6 protein-coding genes and 1 pseudogene are annotated in these 12,399 nt (G+C 66.4%); 3 read left to right on the plus strand and 4 right to left on the minus strand.

Annotated elements, in window-relative coordinates:
• Window positions 1-19: 19 nt before the first annotated feature.
• The 3 genes from SZN_RS11915 to SZN_RS11925 all read right to left on the minus strand — a co-directional run bounded on the left by SZN_RS11915 (window position 20) and on the right by SZN_RS11925 (window position 3,045).
• Complete coding sequence (locus SZN_RS11915) at window positions 20-952, minus strand: trypsin-like peptidase domain-containing protein (RefSeq protein ID WP_007494633.1); 933 nt, start codon at window positions 950-952, stop codon at window positions 20-22.
• 328 nt (window positions 953-1,280) lie between these two features.
• The gene (locus tag SZN_RS11920) at window positions 1,281-1,640 is read right to left on the minus strand and encodes a hypothetical protein (RefSeq protein ID WP_050815049.1); all 360 of its coding nucleotides are present in this window, start codon (window positions 1,638-1,640) and stop codon (window positions 1,281-1,283) included.
• A 157-nt stretch (window positions 1,641-1,797) separates the two neighbouring features.
• On the minus strand, window positions 1,798-3,045 hold the full coding sequence (locus tag SZN_RS11925; protein WP_043730116.1) for a helix-turn-helix domain-containing protein: 1,248 nt from the start codon (window positions 3,043-3,045) through the stop codon (window positions 1,798-1,800).
• 474 nt (window positions 3,046-3,519) lie between these two features.
• Here SZN_RS11925 and SZN_RS11930 point away from each other — a divergent pair, with 474 nt between their 5' ends.
• The 3 genes and pseudogenes from SZN_RS11930 to SZN_RS43350 form a co-directional block, all read left to right on the plus strand.
• The gene (locus tag SZN_RS11930; protein WP_032763654.1) at window positions 3,520-3,777 is read left to right on the plus strand and encodes a type II toxin-antitoxin system Phd/YefM family antitoxin; all 258 of its coding nucleotides are present in this window, start codon (window positions 3,520-3,522) and stop codon (window positions 3,775-3,777) included.
• Window positions 3,774-4,031 (plus strand): Txe/YoeB family addiction module toxin, encoded by a 258-nt coding sequence (locus SZN_RS11935; protein WP_007494641.1) that lies wholly within the window; start codon window positions 3,774-3,776, stop codon window positions 4,029-4,031. The genes SZN_RS11930 and SZN_RS11935 overlap by 4 nt, the downstream gene beginning before the upstream one ends.
• A gap of 11 nt (window positions 4,032-4,042) precedes the next feature.
• Window positions 4,043-4,980 (plus strand): annotated as a pseudogene (locus SZN_RS43350) (tyrosine-type recombinase/integrase); the annotation flags it as partial.
• A 502-nt stretch (window positions 4,981-5,482) separates the two neighbouring features.
• On the opposite strand, the gene SZN_RS11950 reads toward SZN_RS43350, so the two are convergent.
• Window positions 5,483-12,343, minus strand: coding sequence for a polymorphic toxin-type HINT domain-containing protein (locus SZN_RS11950; RefSeq protein WP_106432643.1), 6,861 nt, complete (start codon window positions 12,341-12,343; stop codon window positions 5,483-5,485).
• Between the last annotated feature and the right edge of the window lie 56 nt (window positions 12,344-12,399).

Below are 12,399 nucleotides of genomic sequence, written 5' to 3' on the forward strand. Positions count from 1 at the left end.
GACCGCCCGCCGCGCGGCGCTACGGCCTGGGCAGCGTGCAGCCGCTCGCGCTCAGGTCGAGCTTGTTGCCGACGCCGAAGCAGGCGCCGATCCCGTACGTCTGCTGGGCGTAGTTGATGCCCTTGCGGACGGTGATCCGGCCGTTCTGGTCGACCTCGCACGGGTTGTTGAGCGTGCAGGACTGGCCGTCCTCGTTGCCGGTGTTGTTGACGGCGACGACGCGCTTGGTGGCCTGGTCGACGACCGGGGAGCCGGAGGTGCCGCCGACGGTGTTGCAGGCGGAGGTGTAGCGGACCGAGTCCTTGAACGTCCAGCCGCCCTCCTTGAGTCGGTAGGCGAACCCGTCCACGTTGCAGCTGTAGAGCCGCTTCCAGTAACCGGAGGCGACCGTGATCGCGGTGCCGGCGGCCGGGCGGGTCTCCGACATGGTGAGCGCGCTGATCCCGTACGAGCTCCTGATCTGCCCGTAGGTGGTGGTGAGCTGGTAGATCGACACGTCCGTGTCGGTCATCGCACCGTAGGCGATCTTGCTGGCGCGCAGGGTGCCGACCCGGGTGCCGGCGGCGTTGAGCAGCCCGAAGGTCCGGCTGGAGGCCCGGTCGACCACGACCTCGCCGGGGGCGGGCATCCCGGTCTCCAGACAGTGGCCGTTGGACATCACGAGCGCCGGGTCGTTGTCCTCGGAGTCGGCGAAGCGCACGACGGAGCCGGAGCAGTTGCTGAGCGCGACGGTGCCGGCGAGGTCGACGGCCTGCACGGCGGGCCGGCGGGCCTGGCCGAGGCTCTGCGTGGCGGAGGTGACGGCGTCCCGGACCACGGAGGTGAGCGAGGCGGTGCCGGTGCCCGCGCCCTTCCCGAAGGACGGCACGTCCGCCGCGACCGCGGGAGCGGCACCGGCCCCGGCGACGGCCAGGGCGAGGGCGAGGAGGGCGGCGCCGAGAGGTTTTCTCATGTGGGGGTCCCCTCATACGAGGAGGGTGACCGAAGATTCTCCGGCCACCCGCATTTTTGTCATGCACATTGTCACCCATGAGGGGAACGGGAACAAGGACTCCCCGACCGGCGGTCCCGGACCGTAGGGCTTTCCCTATCACGCCCCCCGCCGCGACGGACCACCCCACGCACCACGTTCACAGGACCGGCGCCCACGCTCCGCCCCCGCCCGCCGAGGCGGCGGCCGGCCACCGCCGTGGGGGTCGGGGACGGTGGTCACGCGGTACGCGCGGAACCGGTAGCGCCCCCGTGCGGCGTCGCGGACCGGTGCGCCGGTGTCCGCGGTGTCAGGCACCCTCGTCCGCCTCGTCCTCGTCCGCCTCGTCCTCGTCCCGGTCGGGGAGGCGCTGCCCGCGCGAGTCGGCCACCCGGAGCGCGTCCGCCAGGGCCTCGGTCAACCGGCGGGCCAGCCAGCGGTATTCGCCGACCGTAAGGATCTTCGCGCTGGGGCAAGTGGCGTCTCGGGCGTACTCCAGCAGCTCCCTGCCCATGCCGATCTGTACCGACTCGATGTTGTCGGCGAGGGTGGCGAGGTAGCCGCGACCGTCGGTGCTGAGGTAGCAGGGCTTCCCCTCCGGGCTGGTCCACGGCAGTAATCGGGGACCTCCGCCACCCGACGCGGCGTCGTACAGGTCTCTGCGACGCATGCGGTCGGCATCGCTCCTGGGCTGGCTCACTGGGCACCCCCGGCTTGGGTCACTGATCGTGGACACACCGACCGTAGGCACTGACTGATCGTCACCCCAGGCTGCAGCCCTGGCAGTTCGCGACCCTTGGTTCACGAACTCCCACGCTGCGTGGCAGCTACCCGACAACGCCCAGGTAGTCGGCCATTTCGCGCATCTCCGTCGTGAGGGTGCGCTTGCGCTTGCCCAGGATCTCCTGCATGGTCTCGGCGGCCCCGTTCTGGTGCCGCAGCCACTCCGGGGCAGCTCCTCTGGCACGGGTCAACTCGTCCATGGCGGCGGACAAGTCGCCGGTCCGCGTGTAGGCGCGCGCCACGTCGAGGGTGAAGCGATTCCCGTCATTGGTGCTGGGCCTGCCCAAACGCTTCCACGCCTTGGGCGACAGCTCCTCCTGCTCGCCGGCCCTGCGCACCACCGCGCGGGCGTCGCCGATGACCATGGAGTCTTCGAGTTCCTTGACCGCGACGGTGACCGAACCGAAGACGGACCAGTGCCGGGAGATGTTGCGATGCGCTGCCCCGACCGCGGTTGCCGCGACCCGGGCGGCCTGACGGTACGCCTTCGCCTCGTCAGGACGGTTGTTCCTCGCGGCTGCGGCGGCGGCCTCCATCGCCAGGCCGCCCCACACCGCGTACTGGTCCGGCTCGGCCCCGGTGATCTTCGGCTCCACCGCGTCCATGCTCCGGGCTGCGACCTGTTCCGCCTCGTCCAGCCTTCCCTGTCTCACCAGCAGCCAGCACATGCCGCCGACGCCAGAGCCCGCCGCAAGCATGTCTCCGGCCTGACGGGCGTCCATGACGGCGCCGCGCAGGGCGGCGTACGCGATGTCGTACTGCCGTACCTGGGTGAGGTAGGTGCCGGCCAAACGCAGCGCCTCGGCGCGGGTCAGCAGGGCCTGCCGGTGCTCGTCCCCGCTGTCGTAGTAGGCGACGGCCTGTGCGGCATCACGCAACAGGGCGGGCAGTTGAGCCGCGACGCTCTTGTAGCCGTCGGAGAAGTACAGCACCCGTGCGTCTTGCAGCGTCCGCCGGAAGGTGCGCAGGTTCGGCTCTTCGCCCACGGCTTCGGCGTCCTGGTCCACGAGTCCGACGGCTGGGGTGAGGGCGGCGCGGAGCTGGATCAGGTTGACGCGGTTCGGCTCCTCGGTCCGCCCGACGGGCTCCGGGGCATCGGACGCCAACAAGGCTGCCGTGGTCACCCGCAGGGCTCGGGCGAGAGCGTGCAGGGTCTCCATGCGGACGGCGCCGCCCTGTTCGACCTTGCGTACGGTGCCCGGTGACACGCCTGCGGCGTGGGCCATTTCCTCCTGGCTCATCCCCGTGCGACGCCGGTACCGGCGGACTTTGTCGGCCAGCTCCGTAGTCATCAACTCACCACCTCCCACCCCACGGTACGCCCGGACGACACATCACCCGAGGCGATCCGGCGGACGCCCTCCCGCAGGGGTACCCCAACACGTGACGGGCCGGGCTCCGGCAGAATCACGGCCGGGGCGGGGAGGGGGCCCTCGTCGGTCGGGCAGCTTCGCCGGACCAGGGTTCCCCGGGGTCGGAAAGGCTCACCTCGTGACGCGTGGACGGCCAGGCTCGGGCCATTCGGCGGACCACCGACATCCCCGTCCGTCACGTGAAGGCAAACAAACCCCACAAGGTTTCCGATGCGCCTGGGCCCACCGTCAAGCAACGGCCGGGACCAGAACGTCAAACATCACGTGGGACAGGACAGGACAGACGCTAGGCCAACGCTGGGCCGCAATTTTCATTGTACCGAATCTCGTACACTTGTGGTACTGTTTTAAGTACCCCTCGTGGAGGTTTGGCGACATGTGCAGGAGGACCCCATGACCATCAACGCAAGCGAAGCGCGGAAGGACTTCTTCGGTCTGATTCGGCGCGTCACCGAGGACCACGCGCCGGAACGCGTCACGTCGAAGGCGGGCACCGTCGTGATCATGTCCGAGGAGGACTACAACGCCTGGGAGGAGACGATGTACCTGATGCGCTCCCCCCGCAACGCCGCCCGCCTCATGCGCTCCATCGAGCAGATGGATGCCGGACGCGGCACCGTACGGGACCTGATCGATACGGAGGACGCGTGAAGACGTCGTTCTCGGACGACGGATGGGAGGACTACACCCACTGGGCCGACACCGACCGCAAGACGCTCCGCAGGGTCAATGACCTCATCAAGGAGATCAAACGGACCCCTTACGAAGGCAGGGGCAAGCCCGAGCCGCTCAAAGGGAACCTGTCGGGCTGGTGGTCCCGCCGCATCACACAGGAACACCGGCTGGTCTACCGCGTCACCGACTCCGACGGACTGGAGATCATCCAGGCCCGCGACCGCTACTGACCTGCCAGGACAGGAAGAAGCTCAGCAAGCACACCGCCAAAGTTGTCCGCACCTGGCTCAACCAACTCCGCACCACCTGCCAGTGCTGCAGGCGCGGGATCGACGCCCGGCGCGACCAGCCCCGCTGCTGCACCGCCGGCCAGTACTGCCACAAGCTGCTGTCCCCTCTGACGCTCACCTACATCCACCTCTTTACTCTCCGCCTTGGAGCACGCCGTCCAGGAGGAAGAGATCCCGCGCAACGTCGCCCGCAACGTCTGCACCGGCACCCCACGGCCCCGCCGCTTCGAGCCCCTCACCGCCGACGAAGCCCGCCAACTCCTCACCACCGCCCAAGGCCACCGGCTGCACGCGCTGTTCGAACTCGCCCTCCACACCGGACTCCGCAAGGGCGAACTCCTCGGCCTGCGCTGGGAAGACCTCGACTTGGCCGGTGGAACCGCCAGCATCCGCCGCACCCTCCAGCGCACCAACACCGCCGGCCTGACCGCCCTCCCGACCAAGCCCCAGAGCTCCGAACGACGCATCGCGTTGCCGACGCCGTGCCTGCGCTCCCTGGAACAGCACCGCACCTGGCAGCGTCGCGAGCGCGATGCGGCAGGGACAGCCTGGCAGGACAGCGGCTACGTGTTCACACGGCGCTCCGATCGAAGGAGCGACCCTCACCCGCCACTTCACCGCTCTGCTTGACCGGGCCGGACTCCGCCGCATCCGGTTCCACGACCTCCGCCACTCGACCGCGACCCTCCTCCTGGAACAGGGCGTCGAACTCGTCGTGATCAAGGAACTCCTCGGCCACGCTCACATCGGCGTCTACGCCCACGTCCGACTCCGCCTCCAGCGCGACGCCATCAACACCCTCAGCACCGCACTCGGCAGCCCGGAGACCGCCGAGACGGCAAGCGGCGACGGCGACGAACCGCCACCCTGCGCAGCCCCCATCCGCTGACGTTGCCGTCAACTACTGCCGTCAGACCGCGCAGAAGCCCCGTCAGGACACACCTGACGGGGCTTCGCTTTACTTGCGCGAACCTTCACCGGCTATTCGAATAGCTCCGTCTCAAGGCGATATTCGCGCCTCAAGCCCTCCACCAGGCGCCTACGCGCAAATTGCACCACGCCGCGCGCCCACCAGGATTCCTCAGGAATCCTTGGAAACGCATCCGGAATTAGGAGTTCACGGAATCTTGAGTCTACCGCTTCCACTTCTGCGCGAAGTGGCGCAAGCTCGGGAAAGCTTTGCAGTTCCGCAGATTCCATGGCCCTCGCCAGAGAATCCCTCGATGTCAGATCATTGAAGTAGTCTTCGGCGTCACCCCGATAGCCCTGTTCGCACTCTTCGACGAACGTCCTCCAGCGAGACAGGAGCGCCTCCGGTTCGACGTCACGCCACCGACCAGACTCTCTGATAAAGCTAGAGAACGCGTCGCGGAAGTTCTCAGTACCGTGAGTCATCGGGCCGCCTCCCGCTGGAAGTATGCGAGCGGATCATCTGGCCGGAAATAGGTAGTGATGGCATTTCCGTTCCTCATTCCTATTCTTCCCTGGGAATCAATTCGAATGATGACGCCATCACTTCTAACAGCTTCACGAGCGGCGGCAGGGCAGCTACCGGGACACATCAGCGCCTGCGCGTCCGCGACGTACCTTTCAAACCCATCATCCGTGTCATATTCCGGCATATCAGGCCTACGGGTGGGGTTTCCGGAATCATCGAGACCCAGGACATGCTTGTCGTACTTCTCGTCCGCAACACCAATCTCGAAATCGCAGTTGCTGTTGTGAACAAGGACCGGCGTGGTCCCTGCCAGCACATAGTACGTATGCAAGTCGCTGACAGTCAGGTTGTGGACCGTGGTCTTGGTCAGGGTCGTCCAGCGCTTGATCGCGGTGATCCGCACCTCGGCGCCGGAACCAGTGCTCAGCCGCTTGCCGACCTTCAGGTCCGTCGCGTCGATCCACTCGCCCAGTTCCGGGACCCAGAAAGGGTGTCCATCGGTGGCCGTGACCGAGGCTGTCCTGCTCCCCTTCTCGCCGTCGACGTCCACTGTCACCCTGACGAGGTTCTTCAGGCCCCGTCCCTTGATCTCGGCAGTGACCGTCTCGGCCTGCGTCCTGCCGGTTTCCGGATCGGTGGCGAGAACCTTGTCACCGACATCGACGTCCTGGATCTGCTGTGCGGATCCATCGGCCATCACGACCTTCGTCCCGGGCGTGAAGCTGTTGGAGCTACTGCATGTCTGCGCCGCCTCCGCCGCCTTGTCGGCCGCCTTCTTGCTCTGGCGCCACCCCTTGAAGTCGTCCCACAGCTTCTTTCCGAGCCCGATGATCCGCTTCCCCACCGCAGCGGCCTTGTTCAGTCGCCATCCGTACTTCACGGCGAGTCGACCAAGCGGACCACCAGAAACCAGCGACGAAACGACATTGGCTGCCGTGGCCCCGCACGAACCGAGAGCTCCCGTGGTGAAGCAGTCCAGGGCGTCCTTGATACCCAGCTCGTCCGCAATGATCCCCGCCAGCTCCTTGGCGACAGCCATCGCGCGCTTCTTCGCCGCGTCCTCCTTGGCGCGGGCCTCGTCCGCCTTGGCCTGCGCCGGCGTGCTCGTGAAGTACCCGCCCCCCACGCTCACAGACCGGCTGTCGGCCAGCGCCCCTCGCTTGGTCGACGGCCCGGGGCCGCACTCGTTCCAAGCACCCACGCAGTCCGCGAGCCGCAGACCGGATGGATCGCTGAAGACGACCGGGTTGTTGTTGGAGTACGCGTAGCCGTTGATCTGCTGCGGATCCGTGTAGTCGATGATCGGGTCCGCCGAGATGAAACGGCCGGTGTCGGAGTCGTACTCTCGCGCTCCCAGAGTCGTCAGCCCCGTCGACTCCTGGATCGTGCCTCCCACGAACCCCTTGTCGTTGACCCAACCCGACGACGCCGAGGTGGCCTCATCACGTGGGTTACCGAACGGGTCCTTACGCCGACGCGTCGTCTCTCCCGTTTTGGCATCGACTGCGACTTCCGCCGTGCCCTGGTAGTCCGACAACAGGAATTGGACACCGCCCGCCGCACGCATCGCGATCGTCATCCCGGCGAAGGAGTAGTAGCGCGTCGCCGTCACCTTCGACGTGGCTTTGTCCAGGCGCAGTTCCATACCCGGCAGGTAGAACGTCTTGTCGCCGGACGTCTCCCGCAGGATGCGTTCACCCGCTCCGTCGTACTTGAACGACGTCGCTGTCCCATCGGCGTTGGTGACCGCAGTCAGTTCCCCCTGCTTGTCCCAGGCCAGCGACTGGGTGTCGCCCCCCAGAACCCGGGTCGTGGTGTTGCCCGAGGCGTCGTACGTGTAGGTGTCACGGGACGTGATCTCTGGTGTCGTACTCGTCGCCGCGGTCTTCTCGGTCACCGACGAGACCGTGTGCGGCCCCGAGTCCGCGCCACTCGGGCCTGAGCCGTCGCCATAGGCATACGTACGCGTGGACGTCGCAGCGCCGTTCAGGCCTTGCCGCACCTCGCTGGTGCGGTTGCCGATGGAGTCGTAGCCGTAGTTCGTCCAGTACGGAGCGACACCGCCGACGGTCGATGGCGACGCACCCGCGCTGCACGCCCCGTCCAAACGGCCCGTTCCCTGAGCCTTGTCGGGATTCGTCGACGACGTCCACGCCGTGGTGAGACGGCGCAGGCCGTCGTAGGCGAAGCACTGGGTGTCGCTGGTGCCGCCTGTGGGGGCGTCGGCGATCGACCGGATGTTGCCGGCTGCGTCGTAGGTGAAGGTGGCTGCGTACGCCGTTGCCGAGGCTCCCTCGACATCGACCCTCGAACTGGTCAGTCGGTCTGTGCCGATCTCGAAGGTATTGGTGAGGAACACCTTTCGCGCGGCGGACTCCCCCGTGGACAGTGCCACCTGCTCCAGGTTCGACGTGGGCGAGTAGCTCACATCGGTCACGTAGCGGCGGCCGCCCAGCGATGTGTCCAGGCCTACCGGACGCTGCAGCCCGTCGTACGCGTAGGACAGTGCCTCTCCCGGCAGGTCACCTGCCGCGGGCAGGCCCTGGCCCTGAACCGTCCCGTCATCGTTGTACTGGTTGGTGTATTCGTAGGTACCGCCCAGCTCGGGTTCGGCCGTCTTGGACAGGTAGTACTTCGTCGAGGTCGGCTTGTAGTCGTTCTCGGCGTCGAGTGACGGGTAGGTCACCGACGAGTACACGGCGCCCGACTTGTAGGTGTAGGTGCCGTAGAGCTCACCCTTGGCCGACGTGTCGAACCTGTTCACCGACAGCCTTGTGCCGGTGTCCGGTTCCCCCTGCCAGGTGGAGACCGCACGGCCCAACTCGTCGTACTTCGTCGACCTCTTGTCTCCGTTGACGGTCACCGAGGTCTGGCGGTCCATGACGTCGTACGTGAACGTCGACGTACCTGTGTCCGGGTCGACCGCCTGCTTCTTGCGGCCCAGTTGGTCGTACTGATAGGTCCAGAGGTTCCCGGCGTCGTCCGTCACCTTGGACAGCTGACCGGCCACCGTGTAGCCGTACGACGTGGTGACCGCGTTGCCGCCCTCGGGGTACTGGATCTGAGTCGTGGTCTGGTCTCTGGCGTCCTTCACCACCGTCGTCTTCGCAGCGCCCTGGGGCGGAGTGGTGGTGACCCGGTCACCGCCGTACGCGTAGGTCGTGCGGTATCTCTCCGTTCCCCGCACCTGGAAGACCGAGGCCGCGACGCGGCCGGCGCCGTCGTACTCCGTGACGGTCTGCGCGTCGAGGTCGGCCTCGACCGGATCGAACAACGCCGAGGTCGGTGCGCCGGAGGTGTAGTACGTGTCATTGACCTGCACCACACGGCCGGAACCGTCGTAGTAGGTGTCGGCGACCATACGACCGCCCGACCCCTCCGTCTGCTGCTGGCGTGGTCTCAGCAAGCCGTCGTACAGCGCCCACTCACTGCCGTACGACGTCCCGTCGTTCTCGATCTTCTGCGTGTGCACGGCAGTCGGGCCTGCGTCGCCGCGGACCAGATACGTGTACTTGATGGACGCGGTCAGTCCGATACGGTCCGGCAGCCACACCGACGTCAGGCGGCCCAGACCGTCGTAGGCGAGTTCGGTACGGCGTCCGTTCTCGTCGACCTTGGCCTTCGGTGCGCCCCGCTGGGGTGCGTACTCGGTCGACATCGTCCAGCCGAGCCTGTTGGTGACCGTCGACTTGGTCCCGAGACCGTAGGTGTCCGTGTATGCCGTCGATGTGGTGAACGCCGTTGTGGAAGCAGCGGTCTCAGCGTCCTTCACCACCAGGGGGCGGCCGTACTCGTCGTACGTCGTGACCCCGGTCGTCTGGTAGGTCGCCGTGGTCCCGTCGTGGGAGGCGAGCCGCTTGGTGGTGGTCACGTCTCCCTTGGTGGGAGCCGCGCCCAGGGTTGTGGAGCCGTCGTAGTACGTCACATCGTCGGAAATGACCTGGGTGGCACGGCTGGGTGTCGTGGCGCAGTCGACAGCGACCTTCTCCACTCGCGAGACGTACGAGTACATGTGCAGGCTTGCGTTGTCGGCGTACTCGGTGCGAGTGCACTGGTTGTCGGCGACCCCGACCTCACCCACGTCATTGACCTGCTTGGCCCGGCCCGTCACCGCGTCGTACGTGGTGACGGCTCTGGTGTTCCGCCACTTACCGCCCATCAGGGCTATGTAGGTGTCAACGGTCTCCGGTGCCACGTACCGGGCTCTGCGCGTGCCCCAGTTCTGGGTCTGTGTCGCTGTCACCGCGGTCCAGGGCACGGTGACGGACTTCTGGGTTACCTCGGAGCCGTCATAGGTGATCGTCTCCAGCTGCTGGCCGGCCTTCCAGTCGGAGTCCTCGTACGAGACGCCGTTGGAGTCGGTCACCGTCGCGGAACGCGTCGCACCGGCCGCGTTGACGTCGCCGTCGAGACCGCGGAAGAAAGTGTGCTCGCTCTTCGTGTTCGAGGACGAAACCGTACCCTTGGAGGTTTCGACACGGACCTTGCCATATCCGCGCCAGTCACCCCAGGTGCGGTACTCCGATTTGGTGATGCCGTCGGCCGGCGTCTTCCGCCAGCCGGCATCACCGATGTAGGTGTACTTGGTCACCTGATCGTCGCCGCCACCGGTCAGATCGGTCTCGATGACCGACGCGACGACGTACTTGTGGAACCAGTCCAGGATCGGGTCTTGGGCTCCTGGGGGATTCCACTTCACCGGGAAGCAGCGCTTGGTGGAGGAGTCTTCCGCCGGACGGTTGGCGGTGGTGCAGTCCGGAGCCGCGTAGTTCACACTCAGGGCACCACCGGTCTCGCTCTTCACTGCCGCCAGCCGATAGCGGTAGAACGGATGGAGGTTGTCACCCGCCTCGTCCACGCGGTTGGGGAGTTGCTGCCCCAGAAGCTGGACGGACGGCAGGGAGACATCGGCGCCCACCTTGCCGGTGTGGTTGATTCCGTTCAGCCACAGGGACTTGGAGGCATCACCGTTGTCCGTGTAATTGTGTGCGAGGGACCACTCGTCGACCGCGCTGAAAGTCGTGTCACCCGAACGGACCTGAGTCGTGATCTTGGTGAGCTGCTTACGGGTCCAGAAGGTGGGTGAGTTCTGCCCCGTGCACTTGGTGTCGGCCTTGCAGTTCTGGTCCCAGGGGACGTCCGGCCAGTCGGCTGCCGTGGCATCGGTGAGGTCGGAGGATTCACACTTGGTCAGGGAACCGACACAGCGTTCGGCAGTGGTGAACACCACACGGGCAGCGGGCTGAGTCGAGTAGACCTTGCCGACGCGCTGACCGTAGTCGATGCGCTTGAGGTAACCGCCCCTGATGTACGCCTTGCCGTTTTCGCTGGTCTTCAGGCCCTGGGTATAGTAGTTGGTCTCCTTGCCGTAGAAGTACGACATGACGTTGCCGCGCGGGTCCACGACGTAGTCAAGGTTCCAACGCCAGGCTTGGGTGCAGTAGGCGTTGGCGAAAGTCGAGTTGTAGCAGGGCTCGCCCGCGTCGTCTCCGTACACCGGCACGGTCCACGTGGAGTCCGTCTCCTCCTTGCCGCTTGCGTAGCCCGGCAGGCGATTGAGGCCGAAGAAGTACTGGGTGCCGTCGGAGGTCGTGATCTTCCAGTACTCGCCGTTGTTGTCGCCGTTCGTCGTCCCCGTCAGCTTCTCGACCTTCGAGTTGTCGTCACTGCTGACCCGCCAGGCACCAGTGGTGTCATCCTTGACGATCTCACCGGATGTCCCGCCCGCGAGGGCGACAGTCGCGTTGTCGAACGCCCAGCACTGATCGCCGAACGTGTCGTCGCGCCCGTCGTCGGCGCATGGCTTGTACCGTCGCTCGATGTAGCCGGGCTCGTAGGAGAAACCCTGACCGATCCAAGAACCCTGGTTGTTCGTCGTCGCAGTCTGACCGTCGATCGACTGCGAGTTGTAGCTGAGACCGACCGTGGGCTGAAGACCTCCGGGGACGGGCGGCGTCGTCATCGGGTAGTTCCAGGTAAAGGCACCGGAGGACGTGTCCACACCCCACTGGGCGGAGGGGGTGAGGCTCGTGGCCTTGTAGTCACCGCCGTCACCGCCGCTGCCCGCGGTCGCAGCGAGGACTGTGCCGACGGTAGAGCTGGAAGCCGCGGCGCGTGCCGGTTGCAGCGAGGTACCGGACGTGTCACCGGCCACATCGACCGTCGCGGTGAGGGTCTGCTTCTCCGCGTTGTTGTCGCTCTTCAGATAGGTCGGAGTGGAGCAGCCCTTCTTCCCGGGTGTCGACAGCACACACTGGGGGTAGCGGGCGAGGCGGAGGCGGGAACCGTAACTGCCGCCGTAGGCATCCGCGAAATCCGCATAGTTCAGGCTGACTTGCGCCCGGCCACCAGCCGTGGTTCCGTCCGTTCGCTCCACGGCGAACAGGACACCTTCGACACCGGCCGCCTTGGTCGCCGAACGGTCGAAGACCTCGACCCGCAGGGACTCGGCGCCCTTCTTGCCTCCGGCGGTCCTGGCTGCGATCGGGAGACCCTTCGCCTTGGAAATCGTGGGCGAGAGTTGGACCTCCGCGCTGCCGGCCTTGGGCCAACGTGGTGCTTCAATGCGCTTGACCGCCGCCTTCCTTGCTCCGTCGGTCTTCCCAAAGACCTTGGGCTTGGCGTTCTTCCCACGCACCAGGTCATCAGGGCCGGTCTGTGTCATCGGCCTGGTCAGACCGCTCTCCGCCGCAGCCTCCGGGGCGTACTGCGGCAGCAGGCCGACAGACAGCGCCAGGCCGAGCAGCACCGCCGCGCGGCGGCGACTGCTGCGCCAGGCCGGTCCGGCAGACCGAAGCCAAGAGGGCGAGGACATGACATCTCCATCGGAATCGGGGGATGCGGAAGAACGAAGACGTGGGGGGACCGGTG

The organism is Streptomyces zinciresistens K42 (assembly GCF_000225525.1).
Classification (GTDB): Bacteria; Actinomycetota; Actinomycetes; order Streptomycetales; family Streptomycetaceae; genus Streptomyces; species Streptomyces zinciresistens.